Annotated in this window: 31 protein-coding genes; 16 read left to right on the forward strand and 15 right to left on the reverse strand. The window is 59.8% G+C overall.

From position 1 onward, the window contains the following. Positions 1 to 12: 12 nt before the first annotated feature. Positions 13 to 354: an HNH endonuclease gene (locus tag HV765_RS07910; RefSeq protein WP_217483344.1), complete on the reverse strand. Its 342-nt coding sequence runs from the start codon at positions 352 to 354 to the stop codon at positions 13 to 15. Positions 355 to 616: 262 nt separating this feature from the next. On the opposite strand from HV765_RS07910, the gene HV765_RS07915 reads away from it, so the two are divergent. The 5 genes from HV765_RS07915 (at position 617) to HV765_RS07935 (ending at position 2,539) form a co-directional block, all read left to right on the forward strand. Beyond that, positions 617 to 802, forward strand: coding sequence for a type II toxin-antitoxin system HicA family toxin (locus tag HV765_RS07915; RefSeq protein ID WP_175169315.1), 186 nt, complete (start codon positions 617 to 619; stop codon positions 800 to 802). Positions 803 to 871: 69 nt separating this feature from the next. Continuing rightward, positions 872 to 1,285 carry a type II toxin-antitoxin system HicB family antitoxin gene (locus HV765_RS07920; RefSeq protein ID WP_175169316.1) on the forward strand — a complete coding sequence of 138 codons (414 nt, stop codon included), beginning with the start codon at positions 872 to 874 and terminating at the stop codon, positions 1,283 to 1,285. 14 nt (positions 1,286 to 1,299) lie between these two features. Next, complete coding sequence (locus tag HV765_RS07925; RefSeq protein WP_175169317.1) at positions 1,300 to 1,662, forward strand: response regulator; 363 nt, start codon at positions 1,300 to 1,302, stop codon at positions 1,660 to 1,662. 147 nt (positions 1,663 to 1,809) lie between these two features. Then, positions 1,810 to 2,043, forward strand: a complete 234-nt coding sequence (locus tag HV765_RS07930) for a hypothetical protein (protein ID WP_175169318.1) — start codon at positions 1,810 to 1,812, stop codon at positions 2,041 to 2,043. A gap of 262 nt (positions 2,044 to 2,305) precedes the next feature. After that, entirely contained in the window at positions 2,306 to 2,539 is a 234-nt protein-coding gene (locus HV765_RS07935; RefSeq protein ID WP_175169319.1) for a hypothetical protein, read from the forward strand. 34 nt (positions 2,540 to 2,573) lie between these two features. Here HV765_RS07935 and HV765_RS07940 read toward each other — a convergent pair whose 3' ends face one another. From HV765_RS07940 to HV765_RS32055, 12 genes are all read right to left on the reverse strand, one after another. Further along, on the reverse strand, positions 2,574 to 3,149 hold the full coding sequence (locus HV765_RS07940; RefSeq protein WP_175169320.1) for a hypothetical protein: 576 nt from the start codon (positions 3,147 to 3,149) through the stop codon (positions 2,574 to 2,576). 12 nt (positions 3,150 to 3,161) lie between these two features. Next, positions 3,162 to 4,151, reverse strand: coding sequence for a hypothetical protein (locus tag HV765_RS07945; protein ID WP_175169321.1), 990 nt, complete (start codon positions 4,149 to 4,151; stop codon positions 3,162 to 3,164). Positions 4,152 to 4,359: 208 nt separating this feature from the next. After that, entirely contained in the window at positions 4,360 to 5,004 is a 645-nt protein-coding gene (locus HV765_RS07950; protein WP_175169322.1) for a hypothetical protein, read from the reverse strand. Beyond that, on the reverse strand, positions 5,004 to 5,417 hold the full coding sequence (locus tag HV765_RS07955) for a putative PDDEXK endonuclease (protein ID WP_175169323.1): 414 nt from the start codon (positions 5,415 to 5,417) through the stop codon (positions 5,004 to 5,006). Before HV765_RS07955 ends, HV765_RS07950 begins: the two co-directional genes overlap by 1 nt. An 8-nt stretch (positions 5,418 to 5,425) precedes the next feature. Beyond that, positions 5,426 to 6,190, reverse strand: a complete 765-nt coding sequence (locus HV765_RS07960) for a replication protein P (RefSeq protein ID WP_175169324.1) — start codon at positions 6,188 to 6,190, stop codon at positions 5,426 to 5,428. Then, positions 6,162 to 7,019, reverse strand: a complete 858-nt coding sequence (locus tag HV765_RS07965) for a helix-turn-helix domain-containing protein (protein ID WP_217483345.1) — start codon at positions 7,017 to 7,019, stop codon at positions 6,162 to 6,164. The genes HV765_RS07960 and HV765_RS07965 overlap by 29 nt, the downstream gene beginning before the upstream one ends. After that, positions 7,016 to 7,510 (reverse strand): nuclease domain-containing protein, encoded by a 495-nt coding sequence (locus HV765_RS07970; protein WP_175169325.1) that lies wholly within the window; start codon positions 7,508 to 7,510, stop codon positions 7,016 to 7,018. Before HV765_RS07970 ends, HV765_RS07965 begins: the two co-directional genes overlap by 4 nt. Beyond that, entirely contained in the window at positions 7,501 to 7,806 is a 306-nt protein-coding gene (locus HV765_RS07975; protein ID WP_175169326.1) for a hypothetical protein, read from the reverse strand. Before HV765_RS07975 ends, HV765_RS07970 begins: the two co-directional genes overlap by 10 nt. After that, positions 7,799 to 8,074, reverse strand: coding sequence for a hypothetical protein (locus HV765_RS07980; RefSeq protein ID WP_175169327.1), 276 nt, complete (start codon positions 8,072 to 8,074; stop codon positions 7,799 to 7,801). Before HV765_RS07980 ends, HV765_RS07975 begins: the two co-directional genes overlap by 8 nt. A 26-nt stretch (positions 8,075 to 8,100) precedes the next feature. Then, the gene (locus HV765_RS31820; RefSeq protein WP_254600493.1) at positions 8,101 to 8,379 is read right to left on the reverse strand and encodes a phage regulatory CII family protein; all 279 of its coding nucleotides are present in this window, start codon (positions 8,377 to 8,379) and stop codon (positions 8,101 to 8,103) included. After that, positions 8,376 to 8,543 (reverse strand): phage regulatory CII family protein, encoded by a 168-nt coding sequence (locus HV765_RS32170; protein WP_254600494.1) that lies wholly within the window; start codon positions 8,541 to 8,543, stop codon positions 8,376 to 8,378. The genes HV765_RS31820 and HV765_RS32170 overlap by 4 nt, the downstream gene beginning before the upstream one ends. Positions 8,544 to 8,694: 151 nt before the next feature. Beyond that, positions 8,695 to 8,937 carry a transcriptional regulator gene (locus tag HV765_RS32055; RefSeq protein WP_175169328.1) on the reverse strand — a complete coding sequence of 81 codons (243 nt, stop codon included), beginning with the start codon at positions 8,935 to 8,937 and terminating at the stop codon, positions 8,695 to 8,697. Positions 8,938 to 9,007: 70 nt separating this feature from the next. On the opposite strand from HV765_RS32055, the gene HV765_RS31835 reads away from it, so the two are divergent. Then, entirely contained in the window at positions 9,008 to 10,036 is a 1,029-nt protein-coding gene (locus HV765_RS31835; protein ID WP_254600495.1) for a S24 family peptidase, read from the forward strand. A gap of 411 nt (positions 10,037 to 10,447) precedes the next feature. Here HV765_RS31835 and HV765_RS08000 read toward each other — a convergent pair whose 3' ends face one another. After that, positions 10,448 to 10,807: a hypothetical protein gene (locus tag HV765_RS08000; protein WP_175169329.1), complete on the reverse strand. Its 360-nt coding sequence runs from the start codon at positions 10,805 to 10,807 to the stop codon at positions 10,448 to 10,450. Positions 10,808 to 10,922: 115 nt separating this feature from the next. Here HV765_RS08000 and HV765_RS08005 point away from each other — a divergent pair, with 115 nt between their 5' ends. From HV765_RS08005 to HV765_RS08015, 3 genes are all read left to right on the forward strand, one after another. Beyond that, positions 10,923 to 11,198: a hypothetical protein gene (locus tag HV765_RS08005; protein WP_175169330.1), complete on the forward strand. Its 276-nt coding sequence runs from the start codon at positions 10,923 to 10,925 to the stop codon at positions 11,196 to 11,198. A 39-nt stretch (positions 11,199 to 11,237) separates the two neighbouring features. Continuing rightward, complete coding sequence (locus HV765_RS08010) at positions 11,238 to 11,459, forward strand: hypothetical protein (protein ID WP_175169331.1); 222 nt, start codon at positions 11,238 to 11,240, stop codon at positions 11,457 to 11,459. A gap of 237 nt (positions 11,460 to 11,696) precedes the next feature. Next, positions 11,697 to 11,933, forward strand: a complete 237-nt coding sequence (locus HV765_RS08015) for a hypothetical protein (protein WP_175169332.1) — start codon at positions 11,697 to 11,699, stop codon at positions 11,931 to 11,933. A gap of 40 nt (positions 11,934 to 11,973) precedes the next feature. Here the strand turns inward: HV765_RS08015 and HV765_RS08020 are convergent, their stop codons facing one another. After that, positions 11,974 to 12,324 carry a hypothetical protein gene (locus HV765_RS08020; protein ID WP_175169333.1) on the reverse strand — a complete coding sequence of 117 codons (351 nt, stop codon included), beginning with the start codon at positions 12,322 to 12,324 and terminating at the stop codon, positions 11,974 to 11,976. A gap of 423 nt (positions 12,325 to 12,747) precedes the next feature. Here HV765_RS08020 and HV765_RS08030 point away from each other — a divergent pair, with 423 nt between their 5' ends. Genes HV765_RS08030 through HV765_RS08060 form a run of 7 tightly spaced genes read left to right on the forward strand, consistent with a single transcriptional unit; the run spans position 12,748 to position 16,278 of the window. Next, positions 12,748 to 13,287, forward strand: coding sequence for a hypothetical protein (locus HV765_RS08030; protein ID WP_175169335.1), 540 nt, complete (start codon positions 12,748 to 12,750; stop codon positions 13,285 to 13,287). Beyond that, the gene (locus tag HV765_RS08035; RefSeq protein WP_175169336.1) at positions 13,284 to 13,529 is read left to right on the forward strand and encodes a hypothetical protein; all 246 of its coding nucleotides are present in this window, start codon (positions 13,284 to 13,286) and stop codon (positions 13,527 to 13,529) included. Before HV765_RS08030 ends, HV765_RS08035 begins: the two co-directional genes overlap by 4 nt. A 2-nt stretch (positions 13,530 to 13,531) precedes the next feature. Beyond that, positions 13,532 to 13,819: a helix-turn-helix domain-containing protein gene (locus HV765_RS08040; RefSeq protein WP_175169337.1), complete on the forward strand. Its 288-nt coding sequence runs from the start codon at positions 13,532 to 13,534 to the stop codon at positions 13,817 to 13,819. Next, on the forward strand, positions 13,816 to 14,769 hold the full coding sequence (locus tag HV765_RS08045) for a ParB/RepB/Spo0J family partition protein (RefSeq protein ID WP_175169338.1): 954 nt from the start codon (positions 13,816 to 13,818) through the stop codon (positions 14,767 to 14,769). The genes HV765_RS08040 and HV765_RS08045 overlap by 4 nt, the downstream gene beginning before the upstream one ends. Next, positions 14,766 to 15,500, forward strand: a complete 735-nt coding sequence (locus HV765_RS31705; protein WP_217483346.1) for a hypothetical protein — start codon at positions 14,766 to 14,768, stop codon at positions 15,498 to 15,500. The genes HV765_RS08045 and HV765_RS31705 overlap by 4 nt, the downstream gene beginning before the upstream one ends. Continuing rightward, complete coding sequence (locus HV765_RS08055; RefSeq protein WP_217483347.1) at positions 15,497 to 16,024, forward strand: hypothetical protein; 528 nt, start codon at positions 15,497 to 15,499, stop codon at positions 16,022 to 16,024. The genes HV765_RS31705 and HV765_RS08055 overlap by 4 nt, the downstream gene beginning before the upstream one ends. Next, positions 16,024 to 16,278 carry a hypothetical protein gene (locus HV765_RS08060; RefSeq protein ID WP_175169339.1) on the forward strand — a complete coding sequence of 85 codons (255 nt, stop codon included), beginning with the start codon at positions 16,024 to 16,026 and terminating at the stop codon, positions 16,276 to 16,278. The genes HV765_RS08055 and HV765_RS08060 overlap by 1 nt, the downstream gene beginning before the upstream one ends.

Genomic DNA, 16,278 nt, shown 5'->3' on the forward strand with positions numbered 1-16,278 from the left:
CGGCCTCGTGGCCTATGCCTTGCTCCGGTAGCCGAGATCCGCCCGCGTTTTCAGGTCATGGCATCCCGTCTTTGGTCCGTCGTCAGCGCGGTAAACGCACAGCACTTGCGTGTTCTCGTCCGAGTCCGCCCCGCCATCGAATAGGCCCACCTTGTGATCCAGTTCGAAGCCGCCAGGGAACATCGTCAACCTGCCGCAGTGCGCGCAGTGAGGATCAGCCGACCAGATACGCAAGCGACGATCTTGCAAGCGCCGCCCCGTCATGCGCTTGGCGCTGGGCGTTGGCGCGACGGCCAGCCTTGGGCCGACCATAGACAGACGCGGCTTGAGGGTTGAGAGCTTGAGCTTTGCCATCTGATTTACCTTGATTCGATGATGCGCACCCCTGGCACGCTCGCCACCCGTAGGCAGTGGCGTGTTGCTCGTGGTGCGCTGCCTGGTTTCTTGCGGACACTCGCAGGCTTGTCCGGGCGGTAGCGCAGGCGGTGGCCGGTGACCTGAGCGGTCGAAGCGGCCGATGTGCGCTGCCACGCGCAAAATAAATAAACATCAAAACAGATGCTTTATGCATCATTTATGATGTATAATTCCTTATCGATTCAACGAAGGGGAGGTAATGAAATACAGCGAGTTCAGGCGGTGGCTGCTGAAACAGGGTGTGAAGTTAGAACCCCACAAGTCAGGAAGCAGCCACTTCAAAGCAACCCTTGGCGATCTGCAAACCAGCTTTCCAGACCACGGCAGTAAAGAAATCGGTACGGGGCTGGTGCAGAAGATCAAAAAGGATCTTGGACTGAAGTAAAGGAGGTGGCCCGAAAGGGCTGCCTCTCACCCGTTGTATGAATGCCTCCCCAATCACAGAGGACACACCATGTTGACCTACTGCTACACCCTGACGCCGGACACGAACGGCACGAACTTGATTCAATACCCGGATCTGCCTGAAGGTGCGTCTGTTAGCGAAGGCGAACACGACCTGCAAGCCAATGCTGCCGAAGGCCTTGAAGCCGTCTTGCAGCTGTACATCGACGCGCGCCGCCCCATTCCCTTGCCTGAAGCGGTAGGGGACGGCGGCGTGACGTTGGGCGCCCTGGACACGGCAAAGGTCTTTCTCTCAAACGAAATGGTGCGCCAAGGCGTGCGAAAAACCGAACTGGCACGCCGACTCGGCATCCACAACCCGCAGGTTGACCGCCTTCTGGATCTGACGCACAGTTCCAAGCTCGAAGCGGTGGAGGCTGCGTTTCGAGAACTCGGCCGCCGCCTTGATATTTCTATCGTCTGAATCAGGATGGATCTATGCGTGTTCTTATCGTTGAGGACGACTCGGATACCGCCGAACTGACGGCCGAATGTCTGATGCTGGATAGCGACGCCACCGTGCAGATTGCCAGCGACGGAGAGGCTGCGCTACGCGCGGTTGCCGATTTTGCGCCCGATGCAATTTTGCTGGATGTCGAGCTTCGTGACGGCTCCGGCCTTGACTTGGCTATCGAGCTAAAGGTCCTGAGCCGCGGACGTGCCCGCATCGTCATCTTCAGCGGGACCGTTCCTAGATCTGACTTAGGATCTCTGCCGCCAGGCATAGACGGTTGGCTCGCCAAACCTGCACACCTTGAGGAAATCCAAGCGTGTATTAAAGGGACGTCCGATTCCATCTAAGCTGCATCGGCAGCCAAAGCCCCGGCCGGTTAATCCGTACCGAGGCTTTCGTTCAATTGGACCGGACGAGGCCAAAAGTCGGATTCACAAGCCCAGCGTGCCGGGCGAAACTCGAAGACCAAATCCTGTACAACAAGGAGGGAACGAGTGCCGGCAAATCACAACAAGCGCTTGATTGCAGTAATTGCAATGGCTGAAGATGGAACAACGTACCGCATCGAGAGAAGAAGCCGAAGTTTGACCGGCGACGAAGGACCGGATGCGTTTTTCTATTGCTGCCTCCCCGATGGGCAACCAGTCGAATGGCTTGGGAAAGGAATCTACAAAATGCCCGACGGCAAGATCGCCAAGGCCGTGGGCGCGCACTCGTCCCGGAATTAGCTTTGGAGCGGGCTGCGCCGATCGAACCTGCGTATGGGGCTTGGAAGGCCGGCAGCTCGCCTTGAGCGTGCCCGCAAATCTGGGAACAAACCCTAACCCCTGCCCCGCGTGGGCGGCGGATGTGGGCTAAAGACGTATTGACCGTCATAGGTCAGAGTGACCCAATGAGGACAGGGCGGGATCGGCCACCTAGTCGAATGGAGGCGTGCCATGCATACGGTCTACACAAAGCGCACTACCGAGTTGATTGCGGTAAGCCCAAATGGAATCACGTACGTTATTCAGCGCCGATGCCGATCGCTGCCTTGCGATGATGGGGAGCAGGCGTTTTTCTATTGCTGCCTGCCAGACGGGAGCGCTGTGTCCTGGTTGGGTCAAAACCATTATCAGCTATCGGATGGCACGGTTCTTCTCGCAGTTGCCTGTCGTCTCACCGACTCCAACTGAAGCCCGCTGGAAATGCAAAAAGCCCGCTGCTTTCGCTGGCGGGCTTTGATCACACTACGTCTCTACAACATCGCGCTGATGATCTATGAGTCTGAAAGGTGAATTCGTTCGCCCAAGTAGTAGATACCCCATAACGTTGCAATGAGCATTTGTGCGACCAAGAACCAGTAGACAAAGGTCGCAGCGAGCCGGGCGCCCGTAAACCAAACCTCATTGCGCGCTTCTTGCATCGCAGGAGCCAAGCTATTTAGGCCGATCGAAAAAAGGGTTAGCACCACACACTCGACAGTGAGAAATGCGAACAGCAAGCACAAAAAACGCCGTCGGGTGAGGCGCATGTTGTTGGCAACACCGTTCACGGTGCGCGTTTTCAACATCGGCGGCGGATCGCCCGGCATCTCTTGATCGATGTCAGCGCGACCGAACGTTGCGATGGCGGCTAGGGCGGCTATGTAGAACCCCGGAAGATTTTGAACGAATCCAAGGATCGATGCTACGACTCCTCCAGCACCGAAAAAATTGACCTTTCCGTTCAAGTACCACGTTACCCCCGTGCCGAGAACGGCAAGCACGGAGGGCAAAATAAAGTCAACCCATCGCTTTTCCGGGTGGCTGATCGCCAAATATGCGAATGGCCGAGAAAGCTGCGAAAGAATCATGGCGCCAGCACCTTATAGGTATACGGCCATCCTCTGCACTACTTCCAAATGCATCTTGTCAAAGGAAGTTGGGAGCTTGTCCGTAAAATTCCGAATGGGTTCTTTCCGAATAAAGAGTTCATCCGCGGCCATCTGAAATGTCTGGGTCTCAATGGCCGCGATGCGCCGCATGCCCTCAAGCGTCTTGTAGCGAATACGCATTCGGTCATATTTCCGTGTATCCGCCAACGCCGCCACACCCTTGATCACATCGACAACTTGTCCAGGCTTCGTCTGGCCAGCCGGAATAAGCTTGACCGTTTTCGACTTTTCGACAAGGTAATTATTTCCATCCCAATTCTGCACACGCTTACGGTCTTCAATCAAGTCCACGGATCCGAGTTCGCCCCGCTGGAGCTCAAGAAGGAAAGACGGGCTGGGATGACCCTTCAGTTTTATCTTGTGCCGACGGTTTAGCATTTTTGGCTTACCGTTCTTGTCAGTTGCGCCGTTAATGTGCGGAACCGACATTTCGGCTTTGAACTCCTTGGAAAGCAAACGCGCGAGGAGATTCAAGAATTTTTGAACCCGTGAGCCCGGTAGGCCGTTCGCCACTTCCAGCAAACAGTGATACGTGTTGGGCTTGATAGGCGCCGTTTTGATCAGGAGATGCGCCGAATAGTCGTGGCCTTCTCCTGTGTCTTTCACAACGCGCCTTCTTGATGACTTGCGAGGGTCCGTAATTACCAAGTCGGCCGCCCGCGTATCGGACCGATTGAACAAAAGGCAAAGGAGCTTTTTCCCGTCGTGGAAGCCCATGTCGCTCAAATAAGTGGTCTCGGAATCTGAGCGATTAGAGCGCATCGGAAGCTTCTTATGCTTGAACAATTGACCGATCATCTCGCCGAGTCGTTCCATCGGAACCGGGGACAGGCCCCGTACGACTCCATACCGCCCCTCAAAGCCGTTCGCTTCGACGTACAAGTCGAAAAACAATACTTGCCGTTCGCCGTGGTCGCTCATATCCCTGCCTCGGATGCCGTTTATTTTTGGCAATCGTAACAGAGAAGACAAAAAGTAAAGAAAGCGAGCGACGTCAACACAAAATTATCGCCGTAGGCCACAAACAAAAAGCCCGTATGCATTTGCAAACGGGCCTTCTCCGTGCGCACTTATTCAAAGTGACTAAACAGGACGAACTTTATCAGAGAAAATTTAAGCTTGCAATAGGTTAATCACAAAGGCCTTTTGCCGATAGCAGGTCTGCGGCATATTCCATCGCCAGCGCCTCGACGCCCTTCTGCCCCGCGCTCCGTTCGCCGCCCTTCTGTTTCGTGGTGCGCGTGCCATAGAGCCAGAGCTTGATTTTGCCGTTGTGGTTGGTCGCCGTAGCTGCGCTCACGCCCGCACGTTCCGCCGCTTCCGACAGCTTCACGTCTTTGCCGAAGTACCGCGCCACGATGGCGTCACGTAGGACACGCGGGGTGGGATGTGCCGACAAGGCATCACACGCCGCGGCGTCGGATATCTCGCGTACCGCCGCAAGCCAGTCATGCCGGTCTACCGTGCCCTGGCAGCATTTGCAGCGGTCCGTCCGGGGCGCAAACCGTGCGACAAGGATTGCGCGATACAGACGCGGCAACTTCTCCAGCGCGCTGAAGATGTACGCGGACTGCCCAGCGCCATCCGTCCCGCCCAGCCCCTTGCCGGATGCGCCGGCAGTTTCACCCATGCGCGCCATCATGGGCTTGTCGTACACCTGGTCGGTGTGGTTGTAGGCGAAGGTCAGCGCCGCATGAGCGGTAGCGAACAGTCGGCTGGGTTTCGCCTCTACGACTGGGGTAGAGGCCAGGCGGGAAAGGGTCAAGGTAGTCATCAATAAATCCCCGGGGAAAAAGTCACTTTCGCGGGCAGCATTTCCCGCATCCATTGCATTGCCGCTTCCCATCCGAGGGTTACGGTGTGCCGCCCCCGGACAGGAAAAATCTTTGGGTTCACGTCGTGGGCATCGACCATCACCGATTCGCCACGCGCCCCCGTTTGCCTGTAGATCAGCACCGGTACGCCCTGCTCGCCTGCCTGCTGCTGCGCCTGACGCCACCATGCAGGCAGACAGAGCGTGTTTGCGTGCTTGCATTCGATGCTGATGCGCGCGAAGGCCGGATCGTCCGCCACCACGTCGCTATCGTCCGCCGCGTTGCGCACGCGCCGCCGCCACACCTTGCCGGTCGCCTCGGTCAGCATGTTGGCCACCTTGCGCTCATAAGCCGCGCCCTTGTTGCGTGCCATTGCGCCGCTCATGCTTGCCCCCCCTGCCCTGCGTCAAGGCGCAACGCATTCCGCGCCATCGCAACAATCCCCGGCGAGTAACGCTTGCCCTTGGGGTTCTCGGTTTCAGCAATCACCCGTCTCCACCCGCGCATCGGATCACGGCCGGACTGGTTCATGATTCCAGTCGCGCCGATCTTGCGCATCTGCTCTTCTGCCTGGGCGCGCGTCTGCGCCGTAACCGGCGGCGCGGGTAACGCCTTGACCATGGCCGGAACCGGCTTCCATTCGCCACGGGCCAACACTTCATTCAACGACCGCTCCCAGCGAGCTTTCATCGTCGTGTACGGGCAGTGCTGGAGGTCGTGCGCCCCCACTTCCACTGCTGCCCAAAAAATAGCGGGGTGCGGCCACGTGCCTTGCTCGCCGTTGTGTCGCGCTGCCATCCCGGTAACAGCGGTGTAAAACGCAACCTCGGGTTCCAGCGCAGGGCGGCATGCCTGGATGAATTCACCCACGGCGGGAGGCCAGTCCGGGAACATTCGACGGCAGGCCCGCAACCCATCCGCCACCTCATGCGGCGTGACATGATCATCGTGCAGCGCCTCGGCCCACGCGGTCTTCCAGTTTTCGATGCTGTCCATGTCCGGGAAGTCCTTGAGCCAGCGCCCCCCATACGTGCCAGAGAGGCGATTCCAAAGGTGATCGATTGCCGAAATGCCTTCGAGCTTCGTGCGAGGCACCAGCCAGGCGTTGACAGCCTGCTCAGGCGTCGATTGTGCGACCGTCGTCATAGTCATTGCCTCCTTGGGCGCGGGTGCGGTTGCGGTTTACGTGGGCCGTGGGGTTGAACTTGCTAGAACGCTGTGCGCCACCAGCTGCTGCACCGTTCGGGGCAAACAGCCCTTGCCAGCTTTTGCCGATGGCATTCGTGATGACCGCCTGCGGCGTGTGGCCCTGCTTGCGGAATTCATCCAGGTCCGTGATCTGCTGCTTGGCGGCCTCTTCGGTCAACGGCTTCCGGATCTGCACGCGGTGACGGACCCAGCGCCCCCACAGGTCCGCATCCAGCCAGTCCGGCAATTCCACGCTCATCGGGTCGAACCCCGGCGAGCGCTTGCGCACGCCTTTAGGTTCATTGACGGTTCCTTGACGGTTCAATGACGGTTCGGGTGCAGCACGTTCACCCCGTGACGTCGTCAGATTCACCCCGTGACGTCGTGAGCTGCACCCCGTAGCGTCGTCAGATTCACCCCGTTCGTTACGGGGTGCAGCAGGTTCGCCCCGCTCGTCATCTTTGGAATGTTCCACGCGGGGTGAAACTGGTGCACCCCGTGAAAGATCAATGTCGTAGCAAACCGGACGCTGATCGGCACGCCGGATGTAGGCTTTGACCAGATCCTGATTGCCGCGCTGAATTACCTTTTGGGTTTCCAACTCACGCAGCTTGTTCTGCACCGTTCGAGTGGACAGCCCGGTGTCTTCCGCCAGAGTAGCCACAGAGGGAAATGCGCCCTCACCCTTTGACCCCGCGTAATTGGCAAGGCACAACAGCACGTGACGGGCGGATGCCTCGGTCACAACCCTTTGCGCCAAGGCCCATGTCATCGCCTGAACGCTCATGACGACTCTCCATACAAAAGTTGAAACCCCTGCTCGGCCTCATCAGGCCACTTGCCTAAGGCAATGATGCGCAGGCGCGTAAGGCGCAAGCCGGGGATGAAATAGCTAAGCTTCAGCGCTGCCGCTGCCCGTGATTGATCAATGAACCAGTGGCACGGCCCGCAGCCGAAGGCGATACACCAGTCATGCGCTTTGATTCCCTTTCCCTTGCCATCGCGCAAACGGTTCGAGTGACAGGCCACCGTCGTCTCTTTGTCGTACCGGCAATACCCGGGAACGCGTAAGAGACATTCCTCGCCTTCGGCAAGGTCCAGCAGCGCCTGGTTGCGATAGATCGTCTTTGGCGGCTTCTTGCCCTTCTTGCGCGCCTTGATGGCTGCGCGTGGGGGCGGCATAGGGGTGGTCCGCATCGGCGCGGCACGCATCATCGGCGTGGCGCGGCGCTTCATGGGGGTCTTGTTCTTGAGGGGCGTGCGGCGCGTCAGCGACATACCGCCTCCGGCTTCGTCTTGACTCGCCACCAGTACGGAAATTTCCAGGCGTTTGCGCGACGTTTGATCAGGCCAGCGCGGGCAGCATCGAACAGAAACGAATCAACGGCACGGGCGGCAGCATCAGCGCGCGGCGTGCTGGGCCAAGGGTCCACCGCCACCAAGGCGGGCAGCACAATGGCCCGTAGCGCCACTACATCAACGCGGCGCGGCGTATCGATGATGGCTTGCTTGACGGCTTCCACCGTCTTGGGCGGCACGCGGTAGCCGCGGAACATGTGGAGGCAGTCAGTCATAGACGCCGCTCCAGTCCACAAAGGGCTTGCGCACGGCCTCATGAAAGAGCGTGGCCGCTTTGGCGTTGTGATCAAGCTCGGCTCGGCTGGTGATGCCACATGCATCGCGGACAAACTGCGCTGCATGTTGCTGGGCCGACACGCCCTCGGGGGCGGCGCCAACGCGGGAGACAACCCACCGTTGAAACTTCGCGCCGTTGCACATCATTGCAGCCGCGCGCGACAGCGCCGCCCCCTTACGATCCGTGGACGCGATACGCGCCCGCACGGGTACACCAGAAGTTCCACGCTGCATCATTGGTCGGCCATCCCGCTAAGGCGGCGCGCCACACCAGCCACCGCTTCCATCAGGGCACGGCCGGCCGCATTCACGCGCATCATTTCTTGCTGATCGACACCTCCATCTGCCAAAGCGTCGTAGACCTCCTGACCAAAGGAGCCGTGGGCGACCATCAGCGCGGCCACCTGTTCCAACACGGAAACGTCGCTTTCGGCGCAGTTCTCGGGTGCTTTGACCAGCAGATAGCCGTTGCTGTGCGCAAACGCAGCCAAAATCCGCGCGTCACCCGTCATCCGCACAACGCGGTCAGCTTCAGCAAGCGTGAGGTGATGCGTGGTGTTGTTGGGGTTGACTTGTTGCGCAGCACAGCCGCGGATATGCCAACCAGCGGCCCCAGCGACTCGCTGCCGCCCTTGTATTCGTGCACCGTCAAATCGGCCGCAGTGGTGATGTTCATTTCAAGCATTCCTGAACGTATCTATTGCAAAGCAGCGGCTTTACGATGCGCTGCATGGGGGAACGAACTTCAAACGTCCAGCGGACCAATCTGCACGCGGTCATCCTGCTGGGGGGCGGGCGCAGTCGGCTGTACTGGGTTGGAAGGGGTGTCAGTGGTGTGCATATGCGGCTTCCTTGAGTTCGGGCCATATCCGGTCCCAGCCATCGGGCCAAAGATCACGGCGGCTGACGACGCCCCTGGTCTCTTTCTCGATTGCCACGCAGCGTTCCGGCGAAATGGGCGATTGCCCAGATGCCATCTGCGATAGATAAGAAGGCGAGACGCCAATTGCCTTAGCTAAGCTCGCCGCGGTGCCACGTGGGCTAGTGCTGATGTAGGTCTTAAGGTCCATGCCCAAGTTTAGTGAGAACTAAACCGTAAGGTCAAGTGTTTACTAATTTAGTGTCCTATAAACTTTCGCTATGACCATCCAAGAAATTCGACGGGCAAATCTTCGTGCCTGGGTGCAGCAGAACGGCGCGCCCAGCAAGGAGAAAAGCTACTTCTCGCAAGTGCTATCCGGAACGGCCCCTATTGGGGAACGAGCCGCGCGCAGGCTTGAGCGGGATTACCGGATGGGCGAGGGCTTTCTAGACACGACCCAGCACGGCGACACCAAGGCGACCCCCGAAGTGGCGCCCCCATCCCCTTGGCCTTTTGCCTCAATAGCAGAATCGGAAGTCCGCGCGTTGCCGCCCAGCCAACTGAGCGCACTTGAGGGCGCTATTGCACTCGCCATCGCGCAGCTGAAGCTGGGCCTAAACATTGCGCTGCCGACCCAAGCGCGTCCCCAGCCCGTTAATCGCGGCACACTGGTCGACATGGACGCGGCCGACGATCCATTCGCCACGCGTATCGATGGGCTGCCTGCGGCCCCCAGGGAAGCCGGCAAAACGACATTGCAGGCGGAGGGAGATAGCCGGATTCGAATCAGCACCCAAATCGGCGTCGCAGCCAACGTCGGGCCGGGCGAACCGCACGCAGCCAATGACAAGTTCGAGAAAGTGCCGGAGATGGCTGATGTGCGTCTGGCTGCGGGCGACGGGATCGAGAACCTTGCAGAAGAGGAAACAGGCACAGTCCAATTTCGCCGGTCCTTTCTTCGGTCGGTCGGCGCTGGCGTAGGAAAGGCCCGCGTCGTCTATGCCAAGGGCGACAGCATGGAACCGATCATTAGGGATGGCGCGGCTTTACTGGTCGTGCCGAATGAAAGCCTGACGTTTCACGACGTGGCTGCCGGCGGCGTCTACGCGATCAACTACGACGGCAAGATGATCGTCAAGACTGTCACGCGCGACAGACTGACAAAGCGATGGGTGGCCCGCTCATTCAATCCCGCATACCCAGACATCCCGTTGGAGAATGGCGCCCCCACTCGCGTCCTCGGCCAAGTGGTCTGGGCAGGGTCTCGCTTAAGCGATAGTGAATCCGGTCAGTGGACCCGCACTTAGCCGCTCCACCACGCTAGAGAAGCCACCAACCGGGTGGCTTTTTTTTCGTCCTAACTCCCCTCAGTCCATCCCATGAGTTCACTCCGCACGCCTGACAGTTTAGTTTTTACTTGACGATAAGTTTAGTGTTTACTAATATCCGTCTTAACGCAGCTCAGCGCTGCAAGCAAAGCCCCCACGGACCCGCAGGCAGCAGTCAGGCCATCGCCTCAAGCGGGAGACGTCACCGCCACAAAGTCGGATTGGGGAAGGCGAGAACCGCTCTTTAACAACTTAGGCCGCCCGCCCCCGAGAGGGAGGATGGGCGAAACAGGACAACCAGGCGCAAGCGCGCCCCCGGACCCTGTGTGCTTGGGCTTCCACAGCCAGGCAACGCCCAGCCGGGCGTGGCGACGATAACCCCGGCACCGCTCAGCGCTTAACGCCCTTCAAGCAAGCGAGATAAGCCGCGTTCTCAAAATCCGATACCGCGCGTTCCTTTGCTTCCGGGGTTTCATACCGCTTCTGCTCGTAGGCCAACTGAATGCTCCTCTGGCGAATGGCTCTCAAATTAGGGTCTTCTTCATGTTTGGACAGGTCCATCAACTCAGACATGCTGAACCCTTCTTGCCGCATGCCCATCGTGCCATGCGCCCAGAGAGATACGAGGCCGCATCGCTCCAGATCATCTTCCGAGGGTGTCGCCGACTCGCTAGACGTGTAGAGCAAAGCTGCCGCGACAACTGCTATGACCGCAGCTAAGCCAAGACCTACCACATGCTTCTTTTTCATACTTACCTCAGTTAGTGGACATCGCGGCGATTCTATCCAACTGCCGCATTAGGCGGCTTCGGCCAGCGCTGCGAGTCAGCGCTTACCGAAGCCAACTCACACAGGAATTCCCGCCATGAACAAAGACCGCCGCAAGCAGCTGGACGCACTGCGCCAACGCATCGAAACGCTCAAGTCCGAAGCCGAAAGCCTTAAAGACGATCTGGAAAGCGGGCCGCACAGCGACGAGCAAGACGCCTTCGACAACATGCCGGAATCGCTCCAGAACGGAGAGAAGGGCGAGAAAGCGCAAGAAGCGCTCGACGCCATGCAGGAAGCCATAGACGCGCTGGATGAAGTCTGCACTGCCCTAGATGACGCCACCACCTCGCTTGAACAAGCGGCCGAATAACCCACTGCCTGCCTAGCGGGCAACACCGAGCAATCAACTATGAACCGTAGACCCAACCCGCAAAAGGAAGTGGACGCCTGGAATGCCCGCGTGAAAGTCGGCGACACCGTCCAGTACGAAGAGGTGCAAGGCGTCACCGAGGCGCAGACATTCAAGACCAAGACCGAGGCCGAAGTCTTGAGCGGGCATACCGCTGTCGTGTGGCTGGAAGGCAAGCGCGGCTGCGTGGCCGTCAGCCACTGCAAGCTGGTTGCAGCGTGATAGGAGCACCCCCGATGGCCACTATCGAAACCCACGACAGCACTAGCTGCTTCATGGACGAGAACCCGGGAGGCGTCTTCGGTTCACGGTACGGGCGCGACCGGCGCTATTGGACCGCCTGGGCACGGGCAGACCGGCTTGCCCCCACCGACTGCCACCCCGGCGTCATGGACGACTACGGCACGCTTGTGCCCGTCCCGCGCCCTCCCCGTCCGCCCCAGCACTGAGGAAATGACCATGAAGCGTCTCCCAACCATGACAAAGCTGGAAGAAACGCAGAATGCGACCCGATGGAAGGCGCAATTTCCGAGCACGGCAATGACGATCGGCGCTGTCTATCACGTCACGACATATCCCGGTAGCGATCTGGTCTTCGTTGAAACATGGGTCAAGCGCCGCATGGTCAATGGTGAGCGGGTAAAGCAATCCATACGCCAAGCCATAAAAGTGCCAGCCCTGGCACGCAAGTCCTGACAGCCCCGGCTCATGCCCCGCGTGCGGGGTATCGGCCGAGCTACGCGGCTCCCTGCGAATCACCTAGGGCGTATGCGTGAACATCCTTCGCGGTCAACGCTGGTTGCCAGCTCCCTCGCTGGTCGACCTCGCCGTACTGCTTTGTCGCAAGGCGGAACGAGAAAAAATACCCGGCCAGATCGTCACCGAGCAACACGACGCCCTGTAGACCGTGAGCTTCACCGAAGATTTCTTCCGGCTCGATCGGAGCGCTGTAGAGCATCCGACCACTCGGCGTCATCCCCCAGCCGTATGCCTTGAGGTACTCAAAGTACCCGGGCGGCAACTCTGGAAAGCGCTCCTGAAGCGCTACCAGACCTTCATCTGTGAGTTTTTCGCCTGAACCGCTCATACCAATGCGCCTCGAAGTCATTGAACTGACGGCCATATTACCCGCCGCGATCCCCCACCCCTAACCAACGGAGCTACCCATGGTCGCCATGATCATCCGTTTCATCGAAGAACTCATCGACGCCTTCAACTTCGGCAGCAGCATCAACAAGTAATGCCGCGCCTGCCCCGCCTCACCGGGGCGGCTTTGGAGAGTGGGCCAGCGCCGCATCGTCACCGGCGCTGAAAGTGACTTTCTGGGATTACCGGGCTACTGGCCCGCTCTCCAAAGCCCATCACCGCGCGTTCGCGCACATCCCCATGCCCTCAACCATCCCCGCCATCTGGTGGGGCCTTGCCCTGCTCGCCTTGGCGGCGGTGGCCCTGGCCCCTTTCGGCGAATACCTCAACCGCCGCTATGTCGCGGCCGACCCCTGGAATCGAAATGAACAACGACAAAGCACGCCAGCGGATGCTTAAGCTGCTGGCTCTCGCCCGTCGCGGCGAAGGCGGCGAACGAGACAACGCCCAGCGCTTTCTGGAATCCATGCTCAAGAAGCACGGCATGACCCTTGCCGATCTGGACGAAGATTGCCAGGAAGCCGAATGGAAGTGCTTTCCGATCAAGACTGCCCAGGACCGCCGCTTACTCGTCCAAGTCGCCGGCATGGTCCTGAAATCCAACTCATTGGACCTGCGGCAGCAGCGCGGGAAAAAGAATGTCTGGATCGAGGTCACGAAGGCCCAGTTTCTTGAAATCGAACTTCACTACCGCGCGTTCAACCAGGATTTAAAGAAAATCCTAGAACTGGCCTTTGTCGCGTTCATCACCCGCAATGACATTTTCAGTGGCGTGCAGGACGCAGACAGCGCTCCGCCTAAGTACTCCGCCGAGGATCTTGCCGCAGCCACCGCAATGATGAAGGGCATGCCGCGTACCTCTGTACGCCGCCCGCTCGAATACTCCGCAGGGGCCGTGCGATGACTAGCACCCTCCGCAACGCGATTAGCGCATCGCCACCGCATGCCGAGGTCGGCGCCAAGGCGACAACGCCGGCCATCACTGCCCGCCGCCTCGCAGACATGGTGGCACCCCGCGATCACGCCGGCAAAGGCGCGTGGGACAACAACGCGTCCATCCCTGCGATTGCGTGGCTCTATGCGGCCCTGTTCAGCATCGCCTTTCTGGTGGTGCTGCCCTGGCTGGGGCGCGGGGCAGGCTTCTAACCATGAACGGTATCGAATTCATTTTGCGTGATCGGTCGGGCTGGAGTCCGACGCTCCCGCGCCCCCGAAGCCGGTTTCGTTGGGTTGATTCGAAGCCCAAGCCGCTCACCCGCTTTGAAATTGCTTTCATCCGCTCTGCAAAGGGAATCCTCAACAGCGCCGACCTGGCGCGGTGCTATGGGGTCACGGCGCAGACGATCCGCAACATCTGGGAAGGCCGCCGCCATCCCCTCCAACCCTCCGGAAAGCGGCCGGGTCGCCGCCCCAAGTCACTCAAGGTGTCAGCATGACCAATCCCCCCGCATCGTTCAAGACGATGATCAATGACAAGACGATCAAGCGCGCTGACGCGATGAAGATCGAGTACAGCAGGATCTACGTCGTCCCCGACTTCAATCTGCGTGAACTAGATGAGCAGTACGAAGCAGAGATTCAAGACCTGCTCGCCCACATCCTGGCTGGCGGCCTGCTGCCGCCGCTGGAGGTCGTCGCAATGGCTGACGGCTCCGGCGTGGAGCTTGTTGATGGGCATCGGCGCTTCGACGCCATGGGGCGCGCCATCGCCCAAGGCTTCCCGATCAACTGGGTTTCGATTGTTGCTTTCCAGGGCAACAAGATTGATCGCATGGCGCGCGTATACACCAGCAACAAGAATTCGCAGCTGCGCCCCCTCGAGGCCGCGCGAGGGTTCAAGCGCTTCCGAGGCGCGGGCCTGGACAGCGCCGAAATCGCCGCCATCGTTCATTTCAGCCGGACCCACGTCGAAAACTATCTGGTGCTGGCCGATGCGGAGCGCGACGTCCAAGAACTGGTCCGCTCCAGCCAGGTCGCAGCCGAAGTAGCAATCGAAGCCGTCCGCAAACTCGGAGCCAAAGCCGGCGAGTTCCTAGCGGGCAAGGTCGGCCAGGCCAAAGCCGCAGGCAAGGCAAAGGTCACTGCCAGCACGATCCACGGCCGCGCCCTGCCCCGCAAGGTCGTCTCCCCGCTCATCAGCGGCGTAGACGCCTTCATCAAGAGCCTGGACGCCAACCAGCGCGCAACCCTCGTGGACATCAAGGAAGGCCGCGTAGCCAGCGAGACGATCACCATTCCGACCGCCGCTCTTATCGACCTGTTCGACGCACACGGTGCCGTCGAAACCGCCCGCGCCAAGCAAGCCGAAAAGCAGCGCCTACAGGCCGAAGCCGCAGCAGCTGCCGGCCAGGCCGAAATCCCCACCGAACAGGAAGCCACCGCATGAGCGCCCCCAAGTCACCGACCAGCGCAGACGCAGCACTAAGCAGCTTGATGGGCGCTGTCATCAGCAGCCCCGAATACTCCCGCCTCGCCTCTTCGCCGCCCCCCTCCGCGCCTGATGAAAAGCAGATAGCACGCTGGAAGCGTAGTAGCGAACTGCTGGACGCCATCCAGAACGCATGCTGGGACGTGCGCTTTATCACCACATCGAATGGTGACGCGGGCGATTGCAACATCGGCATTGAAATCGTGGCGCACTTCATGGGCGCGCCGCATGAACGCGTGATTGGCGAGGACTGGAGCGAGAACGTACGCGCTGCGCTTGAACAGGCAATGACCGCCGAAGCGTACCCGCCGGAGCGACCCGAGCGCCCCGCTCCCGCCTCTGGCGACTCGCAAACCTCTGCCGCGCGCGATGTGCTTGCGGAGCGCCAGAGGCAAATCACCGCCGAAGGCTGGACGCCGGACCACGATGACCAACACGACACCGGAGAACTAGCCTCCGCTGCGGCCTCCTACGCGCAGTGCGCTGGCCTTCAGCGTGAAGGTGCAGTGTGCGAAAACGCATTTAAAGCGCCCTATGTCGAAAACTGGCCGTGGTCTGAATACTGGTGGAAGCCCAGCACCGACCCGCGCCGCAACCTCGTCAAAGCGGGCGCGCTCATCCTGGCCGAAATCGAACGCCTGGACCGCGCCGCCATTGCCGCCCAACCGGGCAAAGGAAACGCGCAATGAAGAACTTCATCCGCTACATGGCACTGCATATCGCCGCCTTTACTGTGCAGTGCATTCTGGTTTTCTACTGCCTGGCAGACGCTGAATACTTGATGGCGGTGCTATTCAGCATCGCTGCGATCTGCTCAGCGGCACTCGGGCGCATTGCATGGAAGAACTACCGCGCCTTCATATCCGATGGACGACTTCAGCCCGCCCCCATCCAACGCGATGGGGATGGGTACTGGACGCATCCGGCGTTCCCCTCGTTCGACGAAGGGCAAAGCGCTGCCGCTAACGCCTGGTACAAGTCCCAGCGGCTTGAATCCTCCATCGCCTACCTCGAAAGCGAAGATGACGCCCACCCGGCATGCGCCAGCTACTGGGGTAATGAAGGCGCCGCCATTGACATAAGCGCATGGCAGCCGCCCAAGCCGAAGGGCTGGGGGTGGTTCATCCTCTCCATCCACGATACGGAAGATTGGGGGCCGGTCTGCGTCTGGGTACGCCATGCCACCCAGGTCCCGCAGCAGAGAGAGGCGTGATGGCCGATACCACGCACGTTGTCAGCGAACGGGATCTAGAAGTTGCCTTTCTCGGAACGAACTTCGGCGGCGCTGACCATCGCAAGCTGATCGAAATCGGCGTTTTAAAGAAGGCCTGCGGCTCCCACTGCGGGCACACCCTCACGCAAATCATGATCGGCCTGAAGCTCACGGGCGCTAATGGCGCTGTCCTCAAGCGGGGCCGCGAACTGCTACGCGCCGCGTACCACGAACTCATGCTCAATGGTGGATGA

It is taken from the genome of Achromobacter kerstersii (genome assembly GCF_902859595.1).
GTDB lineage: Bacteria > Pseudomonadota > Gammaproteobacteria > Burkholderiales > Burkholderiaceae_B > Achromobacter > Achromobacter kerstersii.